This is a genomic window from Streptomyces monomycini (assembly GCF_022271435.1).
Taxonomy (GTDB): domain Bacteria; phylum Actinomycetota; class Actinomycetes; order Streptomycetales; family Streptomycetaceae; genus Streptomyces; species Streptomyces monomycini.
In genome coordinates this window covers 1-25,768 of the sequence record NZ_JAFIQY010000048.1, presented here as the reverse complement: position 1 = coordinate 25,768, position 25,768 = coordinate 1, and the positions used below count along the sequence as shown (strand labels likewise).

Annotated in this window: 22 protein-coding genes; 6 read left to right on the top strand and 16 right to left on the bottom strand. The window is 74.2% G+C overall.

The genetic code is table 11. The features are described from left to right. Positions 1 to 127: 127 nt before the first annotated feature. On the bottom strand, positions 128 to 940 hold the full coding sequence (locus tag JXZ78_RS34870; RefSeq protein WP_030025009.1) for a hypothetical protein: 813 nt from the start codon (positions 938 to 940) through the stop codon (positions 128 to 130). A 315-nt stretch (positions 941 to 1,255) separates the two neighbouring features. Between JXZ78_RS34870 and JXZ78_RS34865 the strand changes: the two genes are divergently transcribed. The 3 genes from JXZ78_RS34865 to JXZ78_RS34855 are packed head-to-tail and all read left to right on the top strand — an operon-like array spanning position 1,256 to position 3,905. Next, on the top strand, positions 1,256 to 2,158 hold the full coding sequence (locus tag JXZ78_RS34865; protein ID WP_050503089.1) for an aminoglycoside phosphotransferase family protein: 903 nt from the start codon (positions 1,256 to 1,258) through the stop codon (positions 2,156 to 2,158). Beyond that, the gene (locus JXZ78_RS34860; RefSeq protein WP_033040328.1) at positions 2,155 to 3,639 is read left to right on the top strand and encodes an amidase; all 1,485 of its coding nucleotides are present in this window, start codon (positions 2,155 to 2,157) and stop codon (positions 3,637 to 3,639) included. Before JXZ78_RS34865 ends, JXZ78_RS34860 begins: the two co-directional genes overlap by 4 nt. A gap of 38 nt (positions 3,640 to 3,677) precedes the next feature. Continuing rightward, positions 3,678 to 3,905, top strand: coding sequence for a hypothetical protein (locus JXZ78_RS34855; protein ID WP_030025006.1), 228 nt, complete (start codon positions 3,678 to 3,680; stop codon positions 3,903 to 3,905). Positions 3,906 to 3,938: 33 nt separating this feature from the next. Here JXZ78_RS34855 and JXZ78_RS40490 read toward each other — a convergent pair whose 3' ends face one another. The 13 genes from JXZ78_RS40490 to JXZ78_RS34790 all read right to left on the bottom strand — a co-directional run bounded on the left by JXZ78_RS40490 (position 3,939) and on the right by JXZ78_RS34790 (position 19,924). Next, positions 3,939 to 4,469 carry a pyridoxamine 5'-phosphate oxidase family protein gene (locus JXZ78_RS40490; protein WP_050503088.1) on the bottom strand — a complete coding sequence of 177 codons (531 nt, stop codon included), beginning with the start codon at positions 4,467 to 4,469 and terminating at the stop codon, positions 3,939 to 3,941. A gap of 2 nt (positions 4,470 to 4,471) precedes the next feature. Then, on the bottom strand, positions 4,472 to 6,016 hold the full coding sequence (locus JXZ78_RS34845) for a purine-cytosine permease family protein (RefSeq protein WP_050503087.1): 1,545 nt from the start codon (positions 6,014 to 6,016) through the stop codon (positions 4,472 to 4,474). A gap of 257 nt (positions 6,017 to 6,273) precedes the next feature. Further along, positions 6,274 to 7,326, bottom strand: a complete 1,053-nt coding sequence (locus JXZ78_RS34840; RefSeq protein WP_078624725.1) for an ROK family protein — start codon at positions 7,324 to 7,326, stop codon at positions 6,274 to 6,276. A 23-nt stretch (positions 7,327 to 7,349) separates the two neighbouring features. Further along, on the bottom strand, positions 7,350 to 8,471 hold the full coding sequence (locus JXZ78_RS34835) for an iron-containing redox enzyme family protein (RefSeq protein ID WP_030025002.1): 1,122 nt from the start codon (positions 8,469 to 8,471) through the stop codon (positions 7,350 to 7,352). Continuing rightward, a complete protein-coding gene (gene sbnA, locus JXZ78_RS34830) occupies positions 8,472 to 9,473 on the bottom strand; it encodes a 2,3-diaminopropionate biosynthesis protein SbnA (protein ID WP_030025000.1) in 1,002 nt (333 codons plus the stop codon). Next, positions 9,470 to 11,203 carry an FAD-dependent oxidoreductase gene (locus JXZ78_RS34825; RefSeq protein WP_078624724.1) on the bottom strand — a complete coding sequence of 578 codons (1,734 nt, stop codon included), beginning with the start codon at positions 11,201 to 11,203 and terminating at the stop codon, positions 9,470 to 9,472. Before JXZ78_RS34825 ends, sbnA begins: the two co-directional genes overlap by 4 nt. Further along, complete coding sequence (locus JXZ78_RS34820) at positions 11,178 to 12,797, bottom strand: GMC family oxidoreductase N-terminal domain-containing protein (RefSeq protein ID WP_030024997.1); 1,620 nt, start codon at positions 12,795 to 12,797, stop codon at positions 11,178 to 11,180. The genes JXZ78_RS34825 and JXZ78_RS34820 overlap by 26 nt, the downstream gene beginning before the upstream one ends. Further along, on the bottom strand, positions 12,794 to 13,159 hold the full coding sequence (locus JXZ78_RS34815) for a hypothetical protein (protein WP_238783574.1): 366 nt from the start codon (positions 13,157 to 13,159) through the stop codon (positions 12,794 to 12,796). Before JXZ78_RS34815 ends, JXZ78_RS34820 begins: the two co-directional genes overlap by 4 nt. A 29-nt stretch (positions 13,160 to 13,188) precedes the next feature. Then, positions 13,189 to 14,619 carry an aspartate aminotransferase family protein gene (locus JXZ78_RS34810; protein ID WP_238783583.1) on the bottom strand — a complete coding sequence of 477 codons (1,431 nt, stop codon included), beginning with the start codon at positions 14,617 to 14,619 and terminating at the stop codon, positions 13,189 to 13,191. A gap of 127 nt (positions 14,620 to 14,746) precedes the next feature. Next, positions 14,747 to 16,186: an NAD(P)/FAD-dependent oxidoreductase gene (locus tag JXZ78_RS34805; protein ID WP_208870252.1), complete on the bottom strand. Its 1,440-nt coding sequence runs from the start codon at positions 16,184 to 16,186 to the stop codon at positions 14,747 to 14,749. Beyond that, on the bottom strand, positions 16,183 to 17,193 hold the full coding sequence (locus JXZ78_RS40485; protein ID WP_050503086.1) for a glycosyltransferase family 2 protein: 1,011 nt from the start codon (positions 17,191 to 17,193) through the stop codon (positions 16,183 to 16,185). Before JXZ78_RS40485 ends, JXZ78_RS34805 begins: the two co-directional genes overlap by 4 nt. A gap of 61 nt (positions 17,194 to 17,254) precedes the next feature. Next, positions 17,255 to 18,490 carry a DegT/DnrJ/EryC1/StrS family aminotransferase gene (locus tag JXZ78_RS34795; protein ID WP_030024991.1) on the bottom strand — a complete coding sequence of 412 codons (1,236 nt, stop codon included), beginning with the start codon at positions 18,488 to 18,490 and terminating at the stop codon, positions 17,255 to 17,257. A 120-nt stretch (positions 18,491 to 18,610) separates the two neighbouring features. Beyond that, the gene (locus JXZ78_RS34790; RefSeq protein WP_238783573.1) at positions 18,611 to 19,924 is read right to left on the bottom strand and encodes a GNAT family N-acetyltransferase; all 1,314 of its coding nucleotides are present in this window, start codon (positions 19,922 to 19,924) and stop codon (positions 18,611 to 18,613) included. A gap of 484 nt (positions 19,925 to 20,408) precedes the next feature. Here JXZ78_RS34790 and JXZ78_RS34785 point away from each other — a divergent pair, with 484 nt between their 5' ends. After that, positions 20,409 to 20,720 carry a hypothetical protein gene (locus JXZ78_RS34785; RefSeq protein WP_030018058.1) on the top strand — a complete coding sequence of 104 codons (312 nt, stop codon included), beginning with the start codon at positions 20,409 to 20,411 and terminating at the stop codon, positions 20,718 to 20,720. Between the two features lie 349 nt (positions 20,721 to 21,069). Beyond that, positions 21,070 to 22,671, top strand: coding sequence for an ABC-F family ATP-binding cassette domain-containing protein (locus JXZ78_RS34780; RefSeq protein WP_030018057.1), 1,602 nt, complete (start codon positions 21,070 to 21,072; stop codon positions 22,669 to 22,671). A 60-nt stretch (positions 22,672 to 22,731) separates the two neighbouring features. On the opposite strand, the gene JXZ78_RS34775 is transcribed toward JXZ78_RS34780, so the two are convergent. Both JXZ78_RS34775 and JXZ78_RS34770 read right to left on the bottom strand, forming a co-directional pair. After that, positions 22,732 to 23,496, bottom strand: coding sequence for a methyltransferase domain-containing protein (locus JXZ78_RS34775; protein WP_030018056.1), 765 nt, complete (start codon positions 23,494 to 23,496; stop codon positions 22,732 to 22,734). A 146-nt stretch (positions 23,497 to 23,642) separates the two neighbouring features. Next, complete coding sequence (locus JXZ78_RS34770; protein ID WP_030018071.1) at positions 23,643 to 24,587, bottom strand: alpha/beta hydrolase; 945 nt, start codon at positions 24,585 to 24,587, stop codon at positions 23,643 to 23,645. Positions 24,588 to 24,789: 202 nt separating this feature from the next. On the opposite strand from JXZ78_RS34770, the gene JXZ78_RS34765 reads away from it, so the two are divergent. Beyond that, a partial coding sequence (locus JXZ78_RS34765) for a GlxA family transcriptional regulator (RefSeq protein ID WP_238783572.1) occupies positions 24,790 to 25,768 on the top strand: 979 nt, incomplete at its 3' end.

Genomic DNA, 25,768 nt, shown 5'->3' with positions numbered 1-25,768 from the left:
GCACCCATAGTGCCTTTGTGGCGTGGCTCACAACCAGCCCTGTGGATAACTCGGATCGCCCTGGGCTCTGTCGTCGGATTCCCGCCTGCCGCCCTTCGGGCGTACGACGGGAATGCGACGGCAGGACCTAGCGGTCGGGACTTTCGTACGCCGGGCTCCCGTAGGCGGGCCTCCCGTAGCCAGGACTGGCGTACTCGGGGCTGGCGTACTCCGGGCTGCCGTATTCGGGAGCGGAGTAGCCGGGGCGGGTGCGGGCCGCCGGTGCCGGCGTCGGGGCCGTGCGGGTCTCTTCCTCCTGGGCGCGGATGTGGTCCAGCAGGAACGGCAGGACGCCGCGCTCCAGCAGCGCGCGCTGCCACGCCGCGCGGGCCTGTGCCACCTCGGGCTCCCCGGTACGGGGGCCGGCGTCAGCGTCGGGAGCCGGGTCGCCGCCCGCGGTCGTCGCCGAGCGGTTGCGGGCCGCGGTCACCAGCATCCAGGCCAGCCCGGCCACGGTCGCCGCCGCCGCGATGCCCGCGGCGAGCCAGCCCGCGTACACCAGCTCGTCGGCGAACTGCCGGTGGAAGCCGACGAGCCGCATCCCGAAGCCGATCGCGAGGAAGAGGACGGCGGCCACCGCGCCCAGGCTCGGTACGAGGACGGCGAGGGCGGGCAGCAGGCCGCCGCCGGAGTCCGAGGCCGTGCGGGGCTCCGGAGACGCTTCACGGGAAGGCGTCGCGCCGTGCGCGGAGCGTAGTCGGGTGTACGTCGCGTACTCGGGAGCCGCGGCGGCGCAGAGGGTGTCGCGTTCCCGGCGGGCCCGGGCGCGCAGCTGTTCGCGGTCGGCGGCTCCCGGGGCGCGGCGCATCACCTCCCTGACCTCCGGGGAGTCGAGTGCCTGGCCGAGGGCGTGCGCGAAGGCGGCGTCCACCTCGGTCCGTAGGGAGTCGGTGCCTGGCATGTGGATCCCCCCGGCGGATCGGTGCGCTCGCGCGCAGCGCTGATTAAGTTGCTGGATTGCGCAACTGTACAACTCCGTAGGGTGGCGACCGTCCCGTCGCTGCCGACTTCCAGCCAACCGGCAGCCCGCAATCCCCGGATCGGGTGGTGCGCCACGGCCGGGTGAACCGTGCCGCGGACGCCCCGTGCCGGGCCGCGCGTTGACGGGCCGGTCGAACTTTCGACCGAGAGGGCGCCCTCGTGGGACCGTGACGAACGGTCCGCGGGCCTCGTTCTGCGAGCACCCGTCCGAACCGGCGTCAACCGAGGAGGAACTGTGCCAACCGTCCCGAACACCGTCGTCGCCTGGGCCCGCAGCCGGGCCGGCGGTGAGATCACCGAGGTCCGTGACGTCGCGCGGCAGCGGGCCGGCGCGCGGGTGTGGGAGCTGACGCGCGCGGACGCGGCCCGGTTCTTCCTCAAGGTGGCGCCGACGCCGGACCGCTACACGCGTGAGACGCACGCGTACCGGCACGCCGTCCCCGCCCTCGGCCACGCGCACGCGCCGGTCCTCGTCGACAGCGACCCGGGCCGCCTCGCGCTGCTGCTCACCGCCGTTCCGGGGGCCGGTGCGCCCGGCTCCGCGCCGGGCCGTGCCGACCGTACGGAGCTGTACCGGCAGGCGGGCGGGCTGCTGCGCCGCCTGCACGACGCGTGCGGCCCGGCGGGCGCGGTGGGTCCGGCGGGCGGCGCGGACCAGTGGGCCGCGGTCCGGCACGCCGCCGCCGAGGAGCAGGTGGCACAGCTGACGGACGCGGGCGTACTCGACGCGGCGGAGCGGCAGTTCCTCCTGGGCCGGGCCGCGGTGCTCCACCTGCTCCCACCGCTGCCCGGCGGCTTCCTGCACGGCGATGTCGGCGAGCACCACTTCCTGTGGGACGCGGCGGGACGGCGGCTGGCGCTCGCCGGGTTCGCGCAGGCGCGGCTGGGGTGCGCGGCGGAAGACCTCGTTCGGGTGGCGTACGGCGCGTGCCTGCGTGACCCGGTTCTGCGCGCCGCCTTCCTGCGCGGTTACGGGCGGGAGCTGACGGACGCGGAGCGGTACGCGCTGCCGGCGCTCGCCGCACTGGACGCCGCGGAGGCGTGGGCGCGCGGCCTGCGGACGGGCGACGAGGAAGCCGTCGGGCGGGCCCGGGGGGTGGTGGGCGCGCTGATGGACGGTGTTGGGTTGCGGGTATGAGTGGTGACCACGACCTCACCGACACCGCCGGCAACGACACCGCCGACGACGACACCACCGGCCTCACCTACACCGACGCCGCCGACCTCGCCGCCCGCATCCGCCGCCGCGAGCTGTCCGCGAGGGAAGTCGTCCAGGCCCACCTGGACCGCATCGAGCGCGTCAACCCGCGCGTGAACGCCCTCGTCTCCCTCGACCCCGAGGGCGCGATGGCGGCTGCCGCGGCCGCCGACGAGCACCTGGCGCGCGGCGGCCCGGCCGGACCTTTGCACGGGCTGCCCATCGCCTTCAAGGACACCCACCTCACCCGCGGCATGCGCACCACGTACGGCTCGCCGCTGCACGCGGACACCGTCCCCGACGAGGACGAACTGCTCGTCCAGCGCATCCAGGCCGCCGGTGCGATCCGTATGGGGAAGACCAACGTGCCCGAGTTCGGGGCCGGTTCGCACACGTTCAACCCGGTCTTCGGGGTGACCCGCAACCCGTACGACCTCACCCGCTCGGCGGGCGGCAGCAGCGGCGGCGCGGCGGCCGCGCTGGCCGCCGGGCTGCTCCCCCTCGCCGACGGTTCCGACATGGGCGGTTCGCTGCGCAATCCCGCCTCGTTCTGCAACGTCGTCGGGCTGCGTCCGACCCCCGGCCGGGTGCCGTCGTACCCGGCGTGGAACCCGTGGGACACGCTGACCGTGCCGGGCCCGATGGCCCGTACGGTCGCCGACGCCGCGCTGCTGCTCTCGGTCATGGCGGGGCCCGATCCGCGCTGCCCGGTGAGCCTGGAGGGGCCGGGAGCGTCGTTCCGCGAGCCGCCGGCGGGTGATCTCGCCGGGCTGCGCGTGGCCTGGACGCCTGACCTGGGCGGCCGGGTGCCGGTCGACGCCGAGGTGCGGGAGGTGCTGGAGCCGCAGACGGAGGTGTTCCGGCAGCTCGGGTGCCGGGTCGAGGAGGACTGCCCGGACCTGGACGGGGCCGACGACGTCTTCCGTGTGCTGCGGGCCCACCACTTCGACCTGGCGCTCGGCGCGGCGCTCGACGCGTCCCCCGAGGCCCTGAAGCCGAGCCTGGCCTGGAACATCGAGCAGGGCCGCCGCCTGACCGGCCCCGACCTGGCCCGTGCCACGGCCGACCGCGCGCGGCTGCATCTGGGCGTCGTCGACTTCTTCACCCGGTACGACGTGCTGCTGGCGCCGGTGTCCCAGGTCGCGCCGTTCGACGCGGCGGCGGAGTACCCGGAGACGGTCGCCGGGCAGCCGCAGTACACCTACATCGACTGGATGCGTTCGGCCTACTTCGTGTCCGTACTGGGCGTGCCCGCCCTGTCCGTACCGGCGGGCTTCACCCCGGGCGGGCTCCCGGTGGGCCTCCAGATCGTCGGTCCGCCGCGCGCCGACCTGGCCGTCCTGCGGGCCGGGGCCGTGTATGAAGCGGCTACGGGGCACGGCCGACGCCATCCGGACATCCTTGGCAAGATCACTACCTGAGGCCGCGGTGTGTCGCCCTCGTCTCTAGAATCACCCTCATGAGCGAGGGGGAGATCGCGGAACAGCTCGGCAACCGGGCGGCCCGCATAGCGGTGTCCGCGGTGTGTGTCGTCCTGGTGGTGGGCCTGGCACTGTTGCTGGCCTGGTGGTTGGGGCTGTGGGCTCCTGGTTTCGCCTGGCTGACGACGAAGCTGGCCGTCAAGGCCGCCGTCTTCGGGCCCGTCGCACTGGTGGGGCTGCTCGCCTGGCGGCGTAAGTGCCTCTGAGACCCGCCCTGTCCGTGTCGTCCTGAGACCGCCTCACCCCGGCTCGTACGCCTTCGCCCACGCCGTGGTGAACGGAAAGGTGACCCGGTGGGGCACCGCGTCGCCGTGGACCGGGTGAGGGTCGGGGCTGAGGGCCGAGTAGGCGTGGACGGTGGCGCAGTAGAAGCGCTTCGGGGAGCCGCCCTGGAATTCGGCCGGCCGTCGGGCCTTGCGGGCGCGGAGGACCGGGTCGGGGTAGCGGCGGGCGTAGAAGACCGCGAGGGCCGCCGGCAGGTCGGCCGGGGCGAGGGCGTGGGCGGTGCCTTCCCCGTAGAGGGCCTGCGCCTCGGAGTCGGTCACCTGGGAGTCGAAGATCAGGACCGAGACGGCGGGGTTGGCCGCGATGTTGCGGGAGTGCGCCGCGTCCGACGCGGACCACCAGTAGAAGTGGTCCGCGTCGTCCCAGGCGTAGGTGACGGGGACGGCCCAGGGGGTGCCGTCGGGCCCGGCGGTCGCGAGGGTGAGGTAGCGGTTGGTGTGCAGGAGGCGGGCCGCCTCGGCGCGTAAGTCGGGGATGGTGGACATGGTCAGGAGCCTTCCTGGGGGAGGGCGGACGCGGGGGCCGTGGTGGCGAGCAGGTCGGACGCGGTGCGGCGGCGGGCGATGAGCCAGTACGCGACGGTGGGGACCAGCAGGCCCACGGCCCAGGAGAGGTCTATCCCGTCGAGGGACGCGGCGACCGGCCCGGTGTAGGCCGAGGTGTGCATGAAGGGGACCTCCAGCGCGAAGCTGACGGCGTAGACCAGGACGGCCGGGCCGTTGATCCGCCCGTACACGCCGCCGCCGGGGGCGAAGAAGGACGGTACGTGGTAGTGGCCGCGCCGGATCAGGTAGTAGTCGACGAGGTTGATGGCGGTCCACGGGATCAGGACGTACTGGAGGATCGCCAGGAAGTCGGTGTACGAGGCGAGGAAGGTGTCCTGGAAGGCCAGGGCGAGGGTGAGGCCGAGGGCGAGCGGGCCCGCGATCAGCGCCGTACGGGTCGGACGGCCCGGCAGCCAGTTGTGCCGGAACGTCTGGGCGGCGGTCACCAGGCACAGCGAAGTGCCGTACAGGTTCATCGAGTTGACGTGCACGACGATGACGGCGAAGGAGCACAGCACGACGGCCGACAGGGTGCCGCCGAGGACGGCGTCCAGCCCGGCGATCGCGTCGTCGGCCACCGCCAGGCCCATCACGATGCCGAGGAACATCGGCAGCACGCTGCCCAGGACACTGCCCCAGTAGGTGAACCACAGGGTGGAGCGGCGGGACGCGGCGTGCGCGGGCATGTAGCGGGTGTAGTCCGAGACGTACGGGGCGTAGGTGATCTGGAGCAGGATGCCGATCGCGGTCATGCCGACGAAGCCGGAGAGGGTGAAGCCGGTGGCGTCCGTGGCGCGTTCGAGGACGCCGGGGGTCATGAACACCCGTACGGCGCACAGGGCGAGCAGCGCGAGGGTGACGACGGTGGCCCAGCGGCCGACGCGGTGGATCAGGCGGTAGCCGACGACGGCGACGACCAGCCCGGCCAGCGCGCAGAGCACCAGCCAGCCGGAAGTGTCCACGGCGGGCACCGACCGGTTCAGTGCCTGTCCGGCGATGACCAGGTTGGACGCGAACCAGCCCGCGTACATGAAGACGACGACCAGCGTGACCAGCAGCGATCCGTGGCTGCCGAACTGGCCGCGGCTCTGGATCATCTGCGGGACGCCGAGCCGCGGGCCCTGCGCCGCGTGCAGGGCCATCAGGAACCCGCCGAGCAGGTTGCCGAGGGTCACGGCGGCGATGGCGGGCCACAGGCCGAGGCCGAAGACGAGCGGGGCGATGGTGCCGGAGACGATGGTCAGCGGGCTGATGTTGGCGGCGAACCAGACGGCGAACAGGTCGCGCGGACGGCCGTGCCGTTCGGTCTCCGGTACGGCGTCGATGGTGCGGCCCTCGACGATGGTGCGGCCCTCGACGAGGTGGCGGTCCGGGCCGCCGGGCGCGGCGTGGGGGCCGGCCGCGGCGGTGCCGGCGGTTTCCGTGGTGACGGCGGGGTGGGGGGCTCCGGAGCCGGCAGGACCGGCCCCGGAGGCGGGGTGCTTCATGGTCGGGCCCCTTTCAGGGGAGGAGAACCCGGCTGGGAAGAGCGAACCCGATGGACGGCCCTCGGGGGCGGTCCGCCGCGCCCACTGCGGTGTACATGCCCGTTTCCCCCGCGCCCGCCGCGCCGCGGGCAGACCTGGTCAGCGGGGGCCGCACGGCCGGTCAGGGCCGGGTCGGCAGCCGACGCGGGTGTGCGGCTGGGGCGGGCTGTGCCCGCTTACGGGCACCGACGCGACCGCTTCTGTCCGGCCTTGGCGGCTCATGCCCGTACGCCTTCGTGGGCGTGGAGGAGGTCCCAGGCCAGCAGTCCGGCCCCGATCCGGCCCGCCCGTTCACCCAGCTGGGCGAAGACGAGGTCGGGCAGCGCCTGGAAGGCGGCCCGCTGTTCGAGGCCGCGCCGCAGCGGCGCCCGCAGCTGCTCGCCCGCCTGGCTGAGCCCGCCGCCCAGCACCAGAACGGCCGGGTCGAAGAGCGTGACCGCCGCCAGCAGCGTCTGGGCCATCGCGTCGGCCGCCTCCTCCCACACCTGGACGGCCGCCGGGTCCCCGGCCGCCGCGCGCCGCGCCACCTCCTCGGCGCCGGAGACCGGGGGCAGCGCACCGCACCGTTGGTTGTAGCGGCGTGCGACGGCGACACCGCCCGCGATGGTGTCCAGGCAGCCGCGCTGGCCGCACGGGCAGGCGTCGCCGTCCGGCCGGGTGACGACGTGCCCGACCTCCGCCGAGCGCCAGTGGCTGCCCGGGAACGGCTTCCCGTCCAGCAGCAGCGCGCCGCCCACCCCCGTACCGACGGGCACGAACAGGACGGCCCGGTGGCCGCGCCCGGCGCCCAGCCGCGCTTCGGCGAGCCCGCCGGACCGTACGTCGTGCCCGAGGGCGACCGGCAGCCCCAGGCGCTCCGACGCCAGCCGCCGCAGCGGCAGGTCGCGCCACTGGATGGACGCGGAGAACACGACGGTGCCCGTGTCCTCGTCCACCAGCCCGCAGGAGGCGATGCCCACCGCGCGGACGTCCTCGCCCGCGTCGCGGGCCACGGCCAGGGCCTCGGCGGCGTGGTCGAGGACGGCGCGCAGGACCGCGTCGGGGCCGTCCGCGCTCCGGGTCGGGCAGCGGCTCTCGTGCCGGACCGTGCCGTCGGCGGCGACCAGCGCGGACTTGACGAAGGTGCCGCCGATGTCGAGGCCGAGGGTGCAGCCGCCGGGGCCGCCGTTCGCCCGGCCGGGCCCTGGCGTGGTGAGGATCGTGCCGGGCAGGGTCAGTACGGCGTCGGCCGCCCCCGCCTGCTGTCGGGCGCTCCGGTCCGGGTCCGTCATGCTTCCTCCGATCGCAGCCGGCCTCAGTGGTCCTGGGGCCGCGGCGCGCGAACGCTCCGCGGGCCCATGGTCTCCAAGTGACGCCGGATACGGTCGTACTGCCGCACGCCCGTGTCGACCGCGAGGTGGGCCCCGTACAGGGCAGCCCGCACCTCCGGGGGTGTGAGGCGGGGGCGCTGGGCGCGCAGCCCGTCGCACAGTTCCCGGCTGTGGCGGGGGTCGATGCGGGTGTGGGCCGTGTAGTACACGCGCATGTCGTCGTCGTGGATGCCCACCCGCGTCATTCCCTCCAGGAGGAGGGTGAAGTGCGGCTCGACCCAGCTTTCGAAGACGAGGAAGCAGCCGTACGCGGCCTGCACGCGCGCCGGGCGCAGCAGCAGCGCGGCGAAGAGGTTGGAGGTGGGCTTGGCGAACCACGGGTGGGCGCGGCGGTAGCGGGCCAGCGCTTCCCACCCGGCGGGGGAGCCGAGCTGGCGGCGCAGCCAGTACGTGTGGAAGTTCTCCAGCCGGCCGCGCCCGCACTCGTCCCACAGGTTGGCCGCCGCGACGGCCTTCTGCTGTCCCTGGAGGCCGACGACGAGCAGGGCGACCTCGTCGTCCACGATCTCGTTGCGGATCAGTTCGCAGCGCAGGAAGTACTCGATCTGCTCGCGGGTGGCGTCGGTGGCGAGGAAGCGGAAGAGGGGGTGGGAGGCGCCGGGGTTGTCGGCGGCCAGCGCTTCCAGATGGTCGGCGGCCGCCTCCTGGTTCCGCAGGGCCGGTAAGGGCCCGGGGGCACAGCCGTACGTCAGGAACTCGTGCTCCAGCCGGGTGCGCGCCGCGTACAGGGCGATCTCCAGGTCGTCGTCGGGGGCGTGGGCGGCCGGGCCGTCGCGGTAGCCGAAGGAGTGGGCGTAGAGGGTGGCCAGGTGGTCGTGGAGGAAGCGGCCGTGGGCCTCGGGGTCGGCGCGCAGGCGGGCGAGGTGCGTGGTCTGGGCGGGCGGGGGAGCGGCCAGGAAGCGGACGAGTGCGGGGTCGAGGGTGGCGAAGGGGTGGACGGGGGGCCAGTACAGGTCCTGGAGGCCGTCGGCGCCATGCAGCTCGACGGAGTCCGGGGCGGCGTTCGTGGTCGGGGCCGGGGCGGCGTTCGCGGTGGGCGGGTTCATTCAACGCACCTCCTCTGGGGCGGACTGCGCGGTGCCGGGCCGCGGCGTACGGCCGGCCGTCGCGGCGCCGAAGTGCTCGGTGACCCAGGCGTCGTCGTACACGGTGTCCAGGTAGCGGTCCCCGAGGTCGGCGGAGAGCGCCACCACACGGGCGCCCGGCGGGATGCCGGACCGCAGCCGCAGGACGGCGCAGAGCACGGAGCCGGTGGAGCCGCCGACGGCCAGGCCGTGGGAGCGGGCGAGGCGGCGGCACATCCGTACGGCGTCCCGTTCGGGTACGGCGACCACCCGGTGCACGGCGCGCGGGCGGCAGAGCTCCGGCACCCGGCTGGTGCCCAGGCCCGGTATGCGGCGGGTGCCGGGCGGGCCGCCGAAGGTCACCGAGCCCTCGGCGTCCACGGCGACCACGGTGGTCCGGGGCGAGCAGCGGCGGAAGTGCGCGGCGCAGCCCATGACGGTGCCGGTGGTGCCGGCGCCGACGAAGAGGTAGTCCACGGCGCGGATCTCGCGCAGCACGGCAGCGGCGGTACGGGCCGCGTGCACGGCCGGGTTGGCGGCGTTGGCGTACTGGTTGAGCCAGGTCAGGGACGGGTCGAGGTCCAGGGCGCTGCGGATCAGGGCGATCCGGCCGCCGAGGTAGCCGCCGTTGCCGTCGGGGGTGTCCACGACACACACATGGGCGCCGAACGCGCGCATCAGGGCGACGCTCTGCCGCGGTACGTGCGGGTCGGTGACGCAGGTGAAGGTGTAGCCCTTGGCGGCGCAGACGGCGCTCAGGGCGATGCCCAGGTTGCCGGAGGAGGACTCGATCAGCGCGCCGCCGGGGCGCAGCAGGCCGCGGCGTTCGGCGTCCTCGACCAGGCCGGTGGCGGTCTTGAGCTTGACCGAGCCGGCCGGGTTGAGGCCTTCCAGCTTGAGGAAGAGTTCGGCGTGCGGCAGCAGCCCGGGCAGGCGCAGGAAGATGTCGTCGGTGATCAGCTCGTAGGCGTGGTCGGCGATCATGGGCCGGCGGCTCCTTCGTCCCCGGGGCCGCCACGCGCCGCGTCGGAGGTGCGGGCGGCACCGGCGTCGCGGGGGGCGTCGGCCGTGCGGGTTTCGTACGTCTCCTCGGCCGCGCGGACTCCGTACGTCTCCTCCGGAACCGCCGGAACCCCCGCCACACCCGGCGCGATGCGCAGCGCGTTGGCGGCGATCGTCAGTGCCGGGTTGACCGCCGCCGACGACGGGAACCAGGAGCTGTCCGCGACCCACAGGTTGTCCAGCTCATGGGCCTTGCACCCCGGGTCGACGACGCTGGCCGCCGGGTCGTCCCCGGCGACCGCCGTGCCGCACTGGTGCGAGTTGACGGCGATGCCCATCCGCCGGGTGCGGACCAGGGGGAAGCCCGCGCGGTGCATCATCCGTGCGGCGCGGCGGGCCAGTTCGCGGTGCGGCGGCAGGTTCACCGGCCGCCAGTGCACCTCGGTCCGGCCTCCGGGGCCGACGGCCACCCGGTTCTCGGGCACCGGCAGGTCCTCGCTGGTGAGGTACAGGTCGATGCTGCGCCGGGTGGCGGCGGCGAGCAGCGGGCGCGGTGTCCGGGGCCACAGTCCGCCCGCCGACGGGGGACGCAGCTTGCCCAGGGCCTGGATGTTGCCCAGGGGCCCGTGCGAGCCGTTGCCCAGGTACCAGTCGTTGACGCCCAGCGTCTTCTGGAAGACGACGTCATTGGCGTGGCGTGGATCGACGGCCATGAGGAAGGTGCTGTTGTGCACCATGTAGTTGCGCCCGGCCTGCCCGGACCCGTTCGCCAGGCCGGTGGTCCGTACCGGTCCCGTACGCAAGGCGCCGGGCTCCGAACGCAGCAGTAGCGCGGCCGTGTTGACCGCGCCGCAGGCCAGGACGAACCGGTCGGCGCGAATGCGCAGCTCACGGCCTTCGTACTGGGCCAGCGCCTCGGTGACCCGCCGCCCGGACGCGCCGGTGACCAGCCGGGTGACCGTGGCCCGGGTGAGCAGCGAGACGTTGCCCGAGGCCAGCGCGGGCCGCAGGGCGCACACGTCGGCGTCGCTCTTGGCCTCGACCAGGCAGGGGAAGCCGTCGCAGGTGCCGCAGCGCAGGCACCGGCCGTCCTCCCGGAGGTCCACACCGGTGGGCAGGGCGAACGGTGTCAGGCCCTGGTCGCGCAGCGACTCGGCGAGCGCGGCGACCGCGGGTTCGTGGGGGACGGCCGGCCAGGGGTAGTCGCCGGAGCGCCACGGGTCGGTCGGATCGGCGGCACGGGCGCCGTGCACCCGGTAGAGGCGTTCGGCGCGCGCGTAGTGCGGTTCGAGCGCTCCGTACGGGAACGGCCAGCCGGGCGAGACGCCTTCGGCGTGTTCCAGCGGCCCGAAATCGGCCTCGCGGAAGCGCGGCAGGGTGGCGCCGAAGACCTTGGTGTTGCCGCCGACGTAGTAGTGCACGCCGGGGGAGAAGAACCGTTCCGACCGGGCGTCGTACCAGGGTTCGGCGTTGCGGTAGCGCGCGCCGGTGAAGACGGCGGGCGCCGACCAGTTCTGCCATTCCCGGGGCAGGAAGTCGCCGCGTTCCACGACCAGGACCCGCGCGCCGGTGCCGCGCAGCGCGTACGCGAGGGTCGCGCCGCCCATGCCGGAGCCGAGGACGGCGATGTCGCAGTCGAGGACGGGCCCGGTGGGGCGCAGCAGGCCGCGCGGGCGCCCCGTGGCGTCAGGGGGTGGTGTCGCTGTCACCATGCCTCCTCAGGGGGAGCGGTGGGGGAGCGGAGAGGTGGCGGGCGACGATCTCGTGCGCGAAGGCCAGGACGGTGCCCTGCGGGCTGATACCGGCCGGCCCCGGCAGCACCGACGCGTCGCACAGCCGGAGGTTGGTGAAACCGTACGGCCGGCCGTCCTGGTCACACACCCCGCCGAGCGCGGGACGCCCCATCGGGCAGGACCCCATGGCGTGGACGGAGACCAGGTTCCAGCCGCGCGGGTCCGACCGGGCGGCGAACTCCTGCGCCGTACGGTCCGAGCGCAGCACCCCCGGGCACGGCGGGTACAGCTCCACGGCCCCCGCCCGGAAGAGCAGCCGTGCCGCCCGGCCGAGCGCGAAGCGCAGCAGGCCGTGGTCGTACGGGGTGAGGTGGTGCCGTAAAAGCCGTGTGCCGCCCGCGAGTTGGCGCACGGCTACGCGGCCGCTCATCCGTACCTGCACCGTGCACACGAGGACGCTGTCCAGGTCCGCCAGCAGCGCGTCGATCACCGCGGGGCCGTGCCCGGCGAGGGCCGCCGCCAGTGAGCCGGCGGTGAGGTTGGCGGGCATCAGGTGGATGCCCAGCTCGTCGAACTCCCGTATCTGGGCGGTGAAGATGGTGCCCCGGGTGGCGCGCACCGGGTCCGCGAGGCGGGCCACCAGGCGGAAATTGACGTGGAACCCCATGGCGCGCCCGGCGTGGCGGCGGTGGATGCCGCTGCGCTGGAGGAGGAGGGCGGTGCCGACTGCCCCGGCGGCGAGGAAGACCGTGCGGGGGCGGTATTCGATGCGGGTGCGGCCGTCTGAACCGTCCGGGCCGCCCGAGCCGCTTGAACCGTCCGGGCCGCCGCCCGGCCCACCCGGCCCACCCGGCCCACCCGGTCCGTCCAGCCCGGCCGGCCCGCTGACGGCCGTCACGCCGTGCACGGTCCGGCCGTCGTGCCGCAGCAGGACAGCCCGCGTGTTCGGCTCGATGCGCGCGCCGTACCGCTCGGCTTCGGGCAGGTAGCTGACGAGCATGCTGCGCTTGGCGCCGCTGGGGCAGCCGGTCGGGCAGCGGTTGCGGTGCCGGCAGCCGGGGGCCGCGCGCCGGGCGGCGGCCCAGTGCCAGCCCAGGGCATCGGCCGCGCCCGCCAGCAGCCGGGAGTCCGCGTTGCCGTCGCCGTGCGGCTGCTCGCCGACGCCGAGGCGCTCGGACACCGTACGGACGTGCTCCGCCAGCCGGCCGGCGCGGTAGTCGGTGGTGCCCATCACCCGCGCCCAGCGTTCCAGCAGCGCGTCCGGCGGCGCCCACAGGATCCCGCCGTTGACGACCGTGCTGCCGCCCACGCAGCGGCCCTCGCCGTACGGGATGACCGGGCTGCCGAAGACCGGGGTGAGTCCGGCGTCCCGGTAGAGGCGGCGCAGGTTCTCGGCGGGTGCCGAGGCGGCGATCTCGGCGGTGCTCGTCCGGGGCCCTTCCTCCAGGACGACGGTACGGTGGCCGGCCCGCGCCAGTTCCAGCGCGGCGACCGCGCCGCCGGCGCCGGAGCCGATGACCAGGGCGTCACAGGGGACGGTGCGGGTGCGGGACGGTGCGCGGCGGCGGGTCATGTGTCCGGGTCACCGTCCAGCGCGCTGTTCGGTGCTCCGTCTCGTGCCCCGTCCGGTGCTCCGTCTCGTGCCCCGTCCAGTGCTCCGTACAGCGCGAGGGCGTCGGTGACGGCCAGGAAGCGGCCGAAACCGGGGAGCCGCGCGAGCCGGTCGTACGCGGCGGTGGGGCCGGAACTCGGCACCGGTACGAGCCCGGCGACGCGCAGCGCGACCTCGGCGCCAACTCGGTACGGCCTCGGCAGCCGCTCCAGCGAGCCGCTGACATGCGCGGCAGCGCGCGCGCCCGCGAGCGGCCCGGCGAGCGCCGGGTAGCGGGCCGCCCACAGGTGCGGCAGCCCGCTTGCGCGCAGTGCTCGCGCCATCCGGCCGCCGTCTCCCGGGTACGCGTCCCTCACCGCGCCACCGCCTGCTCCTTGGCCCCCTTGCCGCGTAAGGGCACATGCTGCGCCAGTACGTCCTTGGCGAAGCGGGACAGCAGCCGCCCGGCCCCCTGCTCCAGCACCGAGTCCAGCGCCTGGAGGAACACCTCGACCTCGGTCTCCCCGGCGACCAGCGGCGGCGAGGCGATGAGCGGCAGGCCGTGGTTGGAGCCGTAGTAGGCCAGGACGCCGAAGTCGCGGTAGAGAGAGGCGATCACGGCGGCCGTGACGAGCTTGCGGCGAGCTCGCGGGTCACGGGCGAAGGAGGAGGGGACCAGGCGCAGCAGCCGGTCCAGTGCGGGATTGCCGTCGTTGAGGAACAGGCCGTGCAGCGCGCCCCGGCCGCAGGTGCCGGACACCAGGGAGCGGTGGCGGGCGGCGAGGTCGGCGAGGCCTCCGCCCAGCCGCTCGCCGATCCGCGCGGCGCGCGCCGGGTAGTCGTCCTCGACGGCGATGGCGACGGCTTCCAGCGCGGTCGCGGTCTCCTCGCCGAAACCGTAGTAGGTGGTGCTGTGCAGGGTCGCGTCGGAGAGGTTGTCGTACGCGGTGCGGAAGACCGGCTCGCGCGCGACGTAGCCGGAGATGGACGCCTTGCCGCCGCCGAACGACTTCGAGGTGGTCAGGACGTCGGGCAGCAGGCCGGGGTGGCGCATGAAGTGGAAGAGCGACCCGGTGCGCCCCCAGCCGGTGTACACCTCGTCGAAGACCAGCACGATGTCCCGTTCCGTGCACAGCCGGCGCGCCTCGTACAGGAACTCCGCCGAGCACTCCCGGACGCTCGACGCACTGAACGGCTCCAGCACCACCGCGTACACGTCGCTGCTGCCGTCCCCGGTCCGGTGCCGTTCCAGGGCGAGGGCGAAGGACTCCAGGTCGTCGTAGGCGAAGTGGTCGGTACCGGGCAGGCCGGGATACGGGAAGTCCACCTCCGGGGAGGCGGTGAGGCTGCCCGCGCCGAGGAGCTTGCCGTGGAAGGAGATGTCGCTGTGCAGCACGGTGCCGCGGTGCCCCCGGTGGTACTTGTAAGCGAGCTTCACGGCGCCTTCGACAGCTTCCGCACCGGAGTTGGGGAAGTAGCTGATGTTCAGGTCGCCGGGGAGCAGCCGGGCCAGGTTGTGGCTGAGCGCGGCCACGTACGGGGACAGGAAGTTCTTGTGGACCTCCATGGCGCGCCGGTCGGCGAAGCGGCGGCGCGCGGCGAGCAGCCGGGGGTGGTTGTGCCCGTGGTTGAGGACGCCGATCCCGCCGGTGAAGTCCAGGATGCGCCGCCCGTCGCGCAGGGTGATCCAGCAGCCTTCGGCGTGGTCGACCAGGTCCTGGCCGAAGCCGAAGGAGCCGAGCAGGGAGACCTGGGCGCGGCTGACGTACTGCCGGTAGAGGTCGTGCACCTGGCGGGCGGGCATCCGCTCGCAGTCGTCGACGCTGAACAGGCGCTGGGGCGGGTGCGGGCGCTGTGGGGACTGCTGGAGCTGCTGGGGCTGCGGAGTCTGAAGGGACTGCGGGGGCTGCTGTGCCTGCTGGGCGCGGGGGTCAGTCATGGTCCGCTCCGGTCCGGTGGATGGGGTGGGCGGGGGCGGCGCCGGCTGTGCGGCGCTCCGCCGTACGGATGCGGTCGGCGATCAGCCGCCCGGCGCGCTGCCCGCCCCGCAGCGCGTAGTTGGTGCCCCGGTCCTCGGGGAAGACCTGGGCCATTCCGGCGAGGTGGAGGCCGGGTACGGCGTTCTCGACGCCGGGTACGGTCCGCGAGTAGTGCCGGGTGATGACCGGCTGCGCGTACCGGGCGCGCCAGACGTGGTGGGCGCGCACCCACTCCGCGCGGAACGCCGGGAACATCCGCCGCAGGTGCGGGAGGCTGTACCGGTAGACCTCCGGGTCGCTCATCCGGTACAGCGCGGCGTCCGCCGGCAGGTACGTGGACAGGTAGACCAGGTGCCGTCCGCCGTAGTGCTCCGGGGCGTCGAGGTTGGTGTGCTCGATGACGCCGACGTAGGGAAAGTGCGGGTCGGTGACGTTGAGCCAGTACGTGTCGGACAGCGGCCGGTCGTTCTCCAGCACGAGACAGAGGTTGGCCAGGTACGGGATCGCCGTCAGGCGGCGGCGCAGGGCCGGTACGGCGGGGTGCGCGGACCGGCCGAGCAGCGCGGCGGCGGGCCCGGGGGCGCAGGTCACCAGCACGCGCGGGGCGTGCGCCGCATCACCTCCGCAGCGCACGCCGCGCACGCCCTCCGGCCCGGTGAGCACCTCCGTCACCGGGCTGCCGGTCCGTATCCGTACACCCAGCCCGGCCAGCCGGGGCAGCCAGGCGTCCAGCAGGGCACCGCAGCCCCCGCGCAGGTAGTGCAGCACCTCGCGGCCCGACCGGCTGCGGCTGCCGCCCCGGAGGTGCAGCTTGGTCCACATCCAGGTGGCGCCGACCTCGGGCGCGTACGGGCCGAACTTGCCCTCCAGCAGCGGCCGCCACACCCGGTCGTACACCCGCCGCCCGCCCAGTCCGACCAGCCACTCCTCGGCGGTCAGTGCCTCCAGCTCGCGCCAGTGCCGCACCCGGCCCGCGTGCAGTACGGAGCGGCCCAGGCGCAGCCGGTCGGCGAGCGGCAGCGGCGCGAAGCGCAGCACGTCGAGCGGGGTGGAGAGGCGGTGGATGCCGCCCGCGTAGTAGAAGCCGGTGCGGCCGTGGTGGCGCTGGACGAGGTCGGCGCGGCCGAGGTCGGCGCAGAGCCGGAAGATGTCCGTGTCGGAGGCGAACCAGTGGTGGTAGAAGCGCTCCAGCTGCCGGTCGCCGACGGGGAACGTGCCCGCGAGGCCGCCGACCTGATCGTCCGCCTCCAGGACGAGACAGCGCAGTCCGGCGCGGCCGAGTTCGTGGGCGGCGGCCAGGCCGGTGAATCCGGCGCCGACGACGATGACGTCCCAGTCCGCGCCGCCGGGGCGTGCGTCCCGTACCGCCCGGTCGCCGTTCACGGCCGTCACCGCGCGCTCCCGGCGGCCCACGCCTCCCGGGGCCCGGTCACGTCGTCGGCCGTCAGCTCCGCCGGTGCCGGGACGCCGGCCGCCCACCGCTGGAGGACCACGTACGGCGGCCTGCCGCGCACCTCGCGGTGGACCAGCAGCAGGTACTCGCCCAGCACCCCGAGCAGCACCGCCTCGCAGCCGAACGTCCACGCGGCCAGCGGCAGCGGGCGGCGCAGCACGGCCGAGGTCACGGCCGTACCGCCGAGCCAGACGAGCCCGACGGCGGCGGGCACCCGGGCCGGGGCCGAGGAGCAGGCGAGCAGGCCGCGCCGGGACAGGCCCGCCATCTTGCGCAGCGTGTACTTCGTCCGCCCGGCGAGCCGGGGCCGCCGCCCGTACTCCAGGACCGTCTCCGGGAAGCCCGCCCAGCAGACCGAGCCGCGCAGATACAGCTCGCTCTCCGGGAGCAGGGTGAGGGTGCGGACGACCTCGCGGTCCAGCAGCCGGAAGTCGCCGGTGTCGAGGCTGACGGGGTGGTCGGCGACCGCCGCCAGCAGCCGGTAGAAGACGTGCGCGGTACCGGTCTTGAAGCGGCTCTCGCCCTCCCGCCCGGTGCGCCGCGCGGAGACCACCGGCCAGCCCGCGCGCCAGCGTTCGACCATGTCGGCGATGAGGCCGGGCGGGTCCTGGAGGTCGGCGTCGATGGTCACCACGGCGTCCCCGGCCGCCTCGCGCAGGCCCGCGAGGACGGCCGGCTGGTGCCCGAAGTTGCGGGTCAGCCGCACCAGCCGGACCCGCGCGTCGGCGGCGGCGAGCGCCGTGAGGCGGTCCCACGTGCCGTCCCGGCTGCCGTCGTCCACGTACACGACCTCGTACTCGCACCCCGGCAGGCCGCGCAGTACGGCGCCGAGCCGGCGGTGCGTCTCCCCGATGACGGCCGCCTCGTCGAAGCACGGCACCACCACGCTGACCAGGGGCCTGGCGGCCACGGCGGTGAACTGCGCGGGCGTTCGGGTCGCGGGCATGACGGTCCTTAGGTCGGTGGGCGGGCAAGGAGGAGGGAGGATGGGCCGGGGCTCGGGCCTGTCAACCGAGCACTTCCCCGACCGTCTCGCGGAACCGTTCGGCGACCGCGGCGACCTCGTCCGTACCGCTGAAGACGTTCACCCCGAAGTCGGCGCCCAGATAGGTGTCGGACGTGCCGACGGTCAGCGCCAGCGACCGGCTCAGCACGTCGTCGGTGCGCGGCAGCGCGCCCGCCCGCCAGCCGTCCCGCCGCCAGGGCTCGGCGGCCGGGCGGGACGGGCACGAGGAGCCGTCCGGGGCGGCCAGCGCGGCCAGCTCGGGAATCCCGCCGTAGTAGTGCTTGGGCGAGTGCAGCAGCGTCTTGGTGCCGAGCCGCTTCGCGACGGCCTCGGCGTCCGCCCGCTCGTCGAAGACGTGGACCAGGAGGGTCGCGCAGTCGCCCGCCGCGTCGTGCAGGGGGCGGCGCACCAGCCCGTCCCGTACGGGGATCTGCGCCAGCAGCTCGTCCCGCAGCTCCCGGGTGCGGGCCAGCACGGCGTCCAGCCGGCCGAGCTGGGCGCGCGCCACGGCCGCCGTCAGCTCCGTCATTCGCAGGTTGAGGCCCCACAGCCGGTCGCCGGGGCCGTCCTCGCGGCGGTACGGGAACCAGCCGTGGTCGTGGAAGCCGTACGCCCGCTGGAAGATCCGCTCGTCGGCGGTGAGCAGGAAACCGCCGTCCCCGCCCGTGATCACCTTGAACATGTTGAGGGAGAAGGCCCCCGCGTGCCCGAACGTGCCCAGCGCCTGCCCCCGGTAGGTGCCGCCGCACGCCTGCGCGGCGTCCTCCAGCACCAGCAGCCCGTGCTCGTCCGCGATCCGCCGCAGCGCCGCCATGTCGCACGCCGCACCCAGCATGTGCACCGGCATCAGCGCCTTCGTGCGCGGCGTGATCCGCTGCCGTACGTCCTCGGGGTCGAGGGTCAGCGAGGCGTCCACCTCGGCCAGTACGGGCGTCGCCCCGCTGTACGCCACGGCGGCGAGGCACGCGCCGTACATGTACCCGGGCACGACGATCTCGTCACCGGGCCCGATGCCGAGCGCCGCGAGGCCCGCTTGCAGCGCGGACGTGCCGCTGTTGACGGACAGGCAGTACGGGCTGCCCAGGCGGTGCGCCGCGGCCTGCTCGAACAGCCGGGTCTGGGTGAGGTCACCGAGCGGGTAGGAGTGCGCGGCGGTCGTCCGCGCCCAAGCGTCCAGCACCTGCTGGACGTTGTCGCGCTCCTCGTCACCGAAGAAGGCATAGCCGGGTCCGGGCATGGGGGACTCCTCGCAGGAAGATGAATGGTGCGGTCACCGGCGGCTTTCCGCGGCCCGCGGGGACGCCGCGCGGCCTTCCGCCGGCCGGCGGCTCGCGGGCCGCCGGTCACCTCGCCGGTATCAGAAGGCCGTCGGACAGAACGGCGCCGGATCGTGGCGGAAGGCGGCGGAGACGGCGCGCAACGCGCCCGGCCGCAGCTCCGAGACCCGGCCCGCGAGCGCGAGCTGGGCCGGCGCACCACCGCCGAGCAGCATCGCGCCGATGTCACGGGCGCCCAGCGCTAGATCGGCCGCGGCCCCCGTCCGCACACACACGGCACCGCCCCCGGGGTCCGCACACAGACGCCAACGTCCGTCGTTCCAGGGGCACATCACGTCCCGTACTTCCAGCACCACATCCACCGGCGCGCTGTACGTACGGGAGACCAGCGCACGATCCAGGTCCACGGCACGGGCGTACAACTGATCACGTACGGTCGGCGCGGCACTGCGCGGATCGTCGAGCAGTGCCAGCAGCGGGTCGTCGACCGGGCGGCACGCCGCGCTGACGGTCCCGGCCAGGTCGGTGTCCAGCAGTGCCCGCCACACGAAGGCGTACGCGGCCGGGTCGCGCGCGAACACCTCCCGGACGGACAGGGCGTAGCGCGGCCGGGACCGCTCCCAGGCAGGGCGCATCCGGTACAGCGCATAGCCGCGCGCGTCGCCGCCGGGCCCCGACACGACCATGCACAGCAGCCGCCCCGCGCCGTGCCGCCCGTCCGGCTCGTCCTCGACGGCGCGGCGCTGCCAGGCGGCGTCGCGGCGCAGCAGACCGGGCCGCTGGGACAGGCAGGCGCGGTAGACATCGGCTATGACCGCGTGCGCCTCGTCGGGTGAAACGACGTCCAGCGCCAGTCCCGCGGCAGCCGCCTCCCCCGCGAAAGCCCGCGCCTCCGGAGGCACGGACACCTCGACGGCCTGGGAGGCGATCCCGAACCCGAACCGCCCGTAGATCCCCGGCTCGGTCGAGTGCAGGACCGCGACCGGCTCGGCCCGCTCCTCGTGCAGCGCGGTGAGCGCCTGCCGCAGCAGTTCCCGCATCAGCCCCCGGCGCCGGTGCGGCGGCGCGACCGCCACGTATCCGATGCCGGCCACCGGGGCCGGGCCGCCCGGCAGCGTCATCTCCAGCGCGTACCCGGCGAGGGTGGCGCACGGTCGGCCGCCGTAACACGCGACGAGGGAACGCTTCGGTTCGAAAAGGGCCCCGACCACGGCGCTGTGGGCCGACGAGTGCGGACGGCCGCCGTACGCGAGGTCGAGCACCGCCCCGAATTCCGCCCATTCCGCGGCGGCCCGGAAGGTGTATCCCGCGGCGGCCCGGCCGCCACCCGCACCGGTCGGCGCGGCCGTTCCCGTACCCGGCCACGCCCCCTTTGGCGCTCCGATGTCCGGCATGTTCCCCACATCCTTCTCCAAAGCCCGTCATCGGCCTCGTGCCGGGAAGAGGTGCGGCGAGCGCGGCGCGTAAAGGTCGTCGGCGTTCGACGCAGAGGCCGTATCGGCTGCTCCGGTGCGGCGCGGAACGCCGCGGAACCGGAGAGATGGTGATCGCGAGGCCCGGATCGCGAATTCCTCATGCGTCGACCGTGCCGGGGCCGCCGGAAAAGGCTGGGTCCTAGGTTTGTGAGACGGCAGGGGACTGTCAACCCTCCCGAAAAAAGAATCATGCCCCCCGCCCCCACCCCCGGCTACGCCCGCCCCGCCCCCGGGTCAACCCTCCATTCCGGCCAGCGGTCCCGGCCCCGGCGCGCACTCCCCACATCTGGCCAACGTTGTCGAACGCCCTTGCTAGCCACGGTCGTCCGGGCCCAAACTGCCCTAGCCGCCGATCAGTTGATCGCCGGTCCGCATTCCTACGAGGACGCGACAGGAGCAGGCAATGCAGAACGGCACGTTCCTTTCCGGCAGGACCGCCCCCGGCGAAGGCTGGCAGAACTACCCCGACCGCAATGGCGACGGCGTCTACATCGACGTCGACACCAGCGCCGGACAATTCACCGAAACCCCCGCCTATATCGCCGCCCTCACCGGCGACGACCGCATGTGGATGACCACCGGCGGAAACACGGTCTACGCCGCCACCCCCACCGGTTTCCGCATCTACGTGCGCCGCGTCGACCGCCAGCCCATCGACCCCGAATACGCCGCCAAGAACGGCTGGCACATCGCCTGGATAGCCGCCGAAACGTGACAACGGGGTCCTGCCCACCGGCCTCCGCGGGGAAATCGCGGGGGTCGGCGGGGATGGGTGAATTCCCCGCGTCGGCTCACGTGCCGGTTCCCGAGCCGGTGGCTGCCATCCGTCCGTAGTCCACTCCGGTGGGCCGGGCCGAGGCTGACCTGAAGCCCACCCGGGAAGCCCGAAGGGACTCCCGTGCGCCCGCCTGACCAGGCGATTCGGTCCCGCCGACGAAATTCCCGTGCACTCCGGCCGCGCCATCCCCTACGCTCGCCACCATGTCGACCCCCCGGATCTCCTAGCTCGGACACCCGCTTTCGCGCCACCCGTGTGTCCTAGAGCTGTTCCGGAGTGTCAAATCATGATTACCGTTCGTGGTGCCGACGTGCGCGTCGGTGCCCGGCTTCTGCTGTCCGGTGTGTCCTTCCATGTGGGGCCCGGTGACCGGGTCGGCCTGGTGGGCCGTAACGGGGCGGGGAAGACGACCCTGCTCGACGTCCTGGCGGGGCGGGTGCCCCTCGCCGCCGGAGAGATCGTGCGTACGGGGAGCCTCGGCCATCTGCCGCAGGACTCCCGGGCGGCCGACCCGGCCGTCACCGTCACCGACCGGATCCTGTCCGCGCGCGGGCTGGACCGGGCCGTGGCGGAGCTGCGGCGGGCCGGGGACGCGCTGGCCGCGGCCGTGGGGCCGGGGGCCCAGGAGAAGGCGATGGCCGCGTACGCGCGGGCCGAGGACGCCTTTCAGGCGCGTGGCGGGTATGCGGCCGAGGCCGAGGCAGCGCGGGTCGCGGACGGGCTGGGGCTGCCGGAACGGGTGCTGCGTCAGCCGGTGGGCGGGCTGTCTGGCGGACAGCGGCGGCGGGTGGAGCTGGCCCGCATCCTGTTCGCGGGGCACGGCACGCTGCTGCTGGACGAGCCGACCAACCACCTCGATGCCGATTCGGTCGCCTGGCTGCGCGGTTTCCTGGCCGCGCACCGGGGCGGGCTGGTGGTGATCAGCCACGACACCGGGCTGCTGGCCGACACCGTCAACCGGGTGTTCCACGTGGACCCTGCGCGGGCCGCCCTCGACGTGCACAACACCGGGTGGCACACGTACCTCGCCCAGCGCGCGGCGGACGACCGGCGCCGGGCCCGGGAGCGCGCCAATGCCGAGCGCAAGGCGGCGGCACTGCACGGGCAGGCCGACAAGATGCGTGCGAACGTCGCGACGGCCGTCTCTGCGAAGAACATGGCCCGCCGTGCAGACCGGATGCTGGCCGCGCTGGAACCGGCGCGGCGCAGCGAGAAGACCGCGCGCATCCGGCTGCCCGAGCCCGCGCCGTGCGGCCGGGTACCGCTGGGCGCGGTCAGCCTGGCCAAGGCGTACGGGGAACACCGGGTGCTGGACGGTGTGGACCTGGCCGTCGACCGGGGGAGCCGGCTGGTCGTGCTCGGCCTCAACGGGGCGGGCAAGACGACGCTGCTGCGGCTGCTGGCCGGGCGGGAGACTCCGGACGCGGGCCGGGTCGTCGCCGGGCACGGCCTGCGGCTGGGCTACTTCGCGCAGGAACACGACACGCTGGATCCCACCCGTACGGTCCGGGAGAACCTGGCCACCGCGGCGCCGCACCTGAGTGACGGCGAGGCCCGGCACGTCCTCGGCTCGTTCCTCTTCTCCGGGGACGACGCGGACAAGCCGGTACGGGTGCTCTCCGGCGGCGAGAAGACCCGGCTGGCACTGGCCGGACTGGTCCACTCGCGCGCCAACGTCCTGCTCCTGGACGAGCCGACCAACAACCTCGACCCGGCCTCCCGGGACGAAGTGCTGGGCGCGGTCGGCACCTACCCCGGCGCGATCGTCATGGTCAGCCACGACCCGGGCGCCGTCGAGGCCCTCCGGCCCGACCGGGTGCTGGTGCTGCCGGACGGTACGGAGGATCTGTGGGGGCGGGAGTATGCGGGGTTGGTGGATCTGGCGTGAGGTGCCGGAGGGCGTAGGGGGCGCATCCTGCCGTCAGCCGGGCCGCCGGCGCCCGGCAGGTCAGGCGGGCTTGCGGGCCTCGACGAGGAAGCGGGTGGAGTGTGCCACGAACGGGCCCTCCGCCCGGATCCTCTCGTCCAGTTCCCGCAGCCGGTCCCGGTAGCGGTCCACCGTGAAGCCCGGGACCATCCAGATCACCTTGCGCAGGAAGTAGACCACCGCGCCGATGTCGTGGAACTCCGTACGGAGCGATTCGGCGCGCAGGCCGGTGATCTCCAGGCCGGCGGCCTCGGCGTCCCGGCTCTCGTCGTCGGGATGGCGCCGGCGCCGTACGTCCTCGGGCTGCGGGCCGAGGAAGTACTCGACCAGTTCGAAGACGCTGGCCGGGCCGACGTGCTGGGCGAAGTACGTACCGCCGGGACACAGCACCCGGGCGATCTCCGGCCACCACACGGTGGCCGGGTGGCGGCTGGTGACGAGGTCGAAGGCGCCGTCGGCGAAGGGCAGCGGCGGCTCGTCCGGGTCGGCGACGACGACCGCGCCGAGCGGGTGCAGCAGCGCGGTCGCCTTCGCGACGTTGGGCGGCCAGGACTCGGTGGCGGCCATGACGGGCGGCAACGGCCCGGCGCCCGCGAGGACTTCGCCGCCGCCGGTCTGGATGTCCAGCGCCGCCCGGGCGTGGGCCAGCCGCTCGCCCAGGCGGCGCTGGTAGCCCCAGGAGGGGCGCTGCTCGGTGGCCCGGCCGTCCAGCCAGGAGAAGTCCCAGCCTTCGACGGATACGGATTCCGCCTCGGCCAGCAGGTCGTCGAAGGTGCGTGTGGTCATGGGGGGATCGTCTCAGGGGGGAGGGGGTGTTTGCTACGTAATTTAGTGGTTTGTCCTGGAGGGGTGGAGGGAGGGAGGTGGGGGCGGTGGCAAGGGTCGGGGCAGGGCCCGGGTGGGGCAGGGCCCGGGTGGGGTGGGGTCCGGTGTCACGGGTGGTGGTGGAGGGCCTCGCGCAGGGCGCGTACCTGGTCCGCCAGGCTGCGTTCGCTGACCCGGGCCTTAGGGAACAGCAGGTCGAAGCCGTGCACGGCGCCCGGGACCTGGACCAGCTCGGTGGTGACCCCGGCGGCGCTGAGGTGTCCCGCGTAGGCGCGGCCCTCGTCGCGCAGCGGGTCGACCTCCGCCACGGCGATGTAGGCGGGCGGCAGTCCGCCGAGGCCGGCGGCCCGGATCGGGGAGGCGTACGGATCGGGGTGGCTCTCCTGCGCGTAGTAGCGCCAGGCCAGTTCCATCGCGGCCCGGTTGAGGACCGGAGTGCCGGTGAACTCGCGGACCGATGCGCTCGTCAGGCCGCCGTCCACGCCCGGGTAGGTCAGTGCCTGGAAGATGATGCGCGGTCCGCCGAGGTCGCGGGCGCGCAGGGCGGTGGAGGCCGCGATGTTGCCGCCGGCGCTTCCGCCCGCGACGGCGATGCGCTGCGGGTCGCCGCCTATCTGCGCCGCGTTGGCGGCGATCCAGGTCAGGGCCGCGTAGGCGTCGTCGGCCGCGGCCGGGTAGGGGTGTTCGGGCGCGAGGCGGTAGTCGACGGAGACGACGACGGCCTCGACGTCCCGGGCGTACCGCAGGGAACGCTCCTCCTCGGCCTCGGGGGATCCGTAGGTGAAGGCACCGCCGTGCACGTAGAGGATCATCGGCAGGTTGTCGTGGGTGTCTGGCCGGTAGACGCGCAGGCGAAGTTGTCCGCCTGGCCCGGGGATGAACAGGTCCCGGACCTGCACCCGGTCGTCGGCGGGGGTGTCGGGGTGCTCGCGTAGCAGCGCGTACTGCTCGGGGTCGGCGAGGACGGCGTCCAGGCCGTACACGGGAAAGATGCCGGTGTCGGCGGTGTCGAGCAGCGTCTGGAGCTCGGGATCGACAGCGGGAACGGTCATGGCGGGGCTGCCACCTTTCGGGTGAGAGTGCGGAGTGCGGAGTGCGGAGAGCGGAGAGCGTGGTGCGGGGGTGCGGGGATATGGGGGTGTGGGGGTGCGGCGTACGGAAGTTCGGGAGTGCGGAAAGGGGATGCCCTCAGCTTCTCCGGACTTCGAGACCGGCAGAAGTGGCCCGAGGGCCAGCATGTGCAACTATCGGGCCATGACTGTCGCTGTCCCAGCTCCGCACCGGGTGGCGGTTCTCGCCATCGCACCGGTGGTCGCGTTCGACCTCAGCATCCCGGCCCAGATGCTCGCCATGGTCACCCCGCCGGCCGGGGGCGCGGCGTACGAGGTGCGGGCCGTCACGCCGGACGGCTCCGCGGTGGCGACGGTGAACGGGTACGGCGTCATGCCCCAGGGCGATCTGTCCCTGCTGGAGCACGCCGACACCGTGATCGTCGCGGGCACCCGCTGCCCGGAGGTGCTCGACGACGGGGTGGTGGACCCCCGTGTCGCGGACGCGTTGTGCGCGGCACGGCCGCGCGCCCGGATGGTGTCCCTGTGCACCGGATCGTTCGTTCTCGCGGCCGCCGGCCTGCTGGAGGGACACCGGGCCGCGACGCACTGGCGCTACGCGGACCAGTTCCGGCGGCTCTTCCCGTCGGTCGGCCTCGACACCAACCCGCTCTACGTCGCCGATCGCGGGGTGCTGACCTCCGCCGGCGGCGCGGCGGCCATCGACCTGTGCCTGCACCTGATCCGGGAGGACCACGGCAGCTCCGTGGCGAACCAGGTGGCCCGGTACAACGTCGTCGCGCCCATGCGGGAAGGCGGGCAGGCGCAGTACATCGACCATCCGGTCGCGGAGGACGCCGGGACGTCGACGGCCGGGGCACGCGCGCTCATGACGGAGCATCTGGACCGGCGGCTGTCCCTGAAGGAGCTCGCGGCGCACTGCCACATGAGCGTGCGGTCGTTCACCAGGCGGTTCAGGCAGGAGACAGGAGTGTCACCGGCGGAATGGCTGACCTCCGCCCGTCTGAAGCACGCCCGCTACCTGCTGGAGTCGACGGAACTGCCCGTGGACGACATCGCCGCCCGGACCGGCCTGGGAAGCGGCACCAATCTGCGGCAGCACATGCGGGTCGCGCTGGACACCACTCCCTCCGCCTATCGGCGGGCGTTCCGCTCGATCGCCG

Excerpts from the sequence above, each read along its gene's own strand:
- JXZ78_RS34870 (WP_030025009.1), bottom strand. The coding sequence starts at position 940 with ATGCCAGGCACCGACTCCCTACGGACCGAGGTGGACGCCGCCTTCGCG.
- JXZ78_RS34860 (WP_033040328.1), top strand. The coding sequence starts at position 2,155 with ATGAGTGGTGACCACGACCTCACCGACACCGCCGGCAACGACACCGCC.
- JXZ78_RS34855 (WP_030025006.1), top strand. The coding sequence starts at position 3,678 with ATGAGCGAGGGGGAGATCGCGGAACAGCTCGGCAACCGGGCGGCCCGC.
- JXZ78_RS40490 (WP_050503088.1), bottom strand. The coding sequence starts at position 4,469 with ATGTCCACCATCCCCGACTTACGCGCCGAGGCGGCCCGCCTCCTGCAC.
- JXZ78_RS34845 (WP_050503087.1), bottom strand. The coding sequence starts at position 6,016 with ATGAAGCACCCCGCCTCCGGGGCCGGTCCTGCCGGCTCCGGAGCCCCC.
- JXZ78_RS34840 (WP_078624725.1), bottom strand. The coding sequence starts at position 7,326 with ATGACGGACCCGGACCGGAGCGCCCGACAGCAGGCGGGGGCGGCCGAC.
- JXZ78_RS34835 (WP_030025002.1), bottom strand. The coding sequence starts at position 8,471 with ATGAACCCGCCCACCGCGAACGCCGCCCCGGCCCCGACCACGAACGCC.
- sbnA (WP_030025000.1), bottom strand. The coding sequence starts at position 9,473 with ATGATCGCCGACCACGCCTACGAGCTGATCACCGACGACATCTTCCTG.
- JXZ78_RS34825 (WP_078624724.1), bottom strand. The coding sequence starts at position 11,203 with ATGGTGACAGCGACACCACCCCCTGACGCCACGGGGCGCCCGCGCGGC.
- JXZ78_RS34820 (WP_030024997.1), bottom strand. The coding sequence starts at position 12,797 with ATGACCCGCCGCCGCGCACCGTCCCGCACCCGCACCGTCCCCTGTGAC.
- JXZ78_RS34815 (WP_238783574.1), bottom strand. The coding sequence starts at position 13,159 with ATGGCGCGAGCACTGCGCGCAAGCGGGCTGCCGCACCTGTGGGCGGCC.
- JXZ78_RS34810 (WP_238783583.1), bottom strand. The coding sequence starts at position 14,619 with ATGCCCGCCCGCCAGGTGCACGACCTCTACCGGCAGTACGTCAGCCGC.
- JXZ78_RS40485 (WP_050503086.1), bottom strand. The coding sequence starts at position 17,193 with ATGCCCGCGACCCGAACGCCCGCGCAGTTCACCGCCGTGGCCGCCAGG.
- JXZ78_RS34795 (WP_030024991.1), bottom strand. The coding sequence starts at position 18,490 with ATGCCCGGACCCGGCTATGCCTTCTTCGGTGACGAGGAGCGCGACAAC.
- JXZ78_RS34790 (WP_238783573.1), bottom strand. The coding sequence starts at position 19,924 with ATGCCGGACATCGGAGCGCCAAAGGGGGCGTGGCCGGGTACGGGAACG.
- JXZ78_RS34785 (WP_030018058.1), top strand. The coding sequence starts at position 20,409 with ATGCAGAACGGCACGTTCCTTTCCGGCAGGACCGCCCCCGGCGAAGGC.
- JXZ78_RS34780 (WP_030018057.1), top strand. The coding sequence starts at position 21,070 with ATGATTACCGTTCGTGGTGCCGACGTGCGCGTCGGTGCCCGGCTTCTG.
- JXZ78_RS34775 (WP_030018056.1), bottom strand. The coding sequence starts at position 23,496 with ATGACCACACGCACCTTCGACGACCTGCTGGCCGAGGCGGAATCCGTA.
- JXZ78_RS34770 (WP_030018071.1), bottom strand. The coding sequence starts at position 24,587 with ATGACCGTTCCCGCTGTCGATCCCGAGCTCCAGACGCTGCTCGACACC.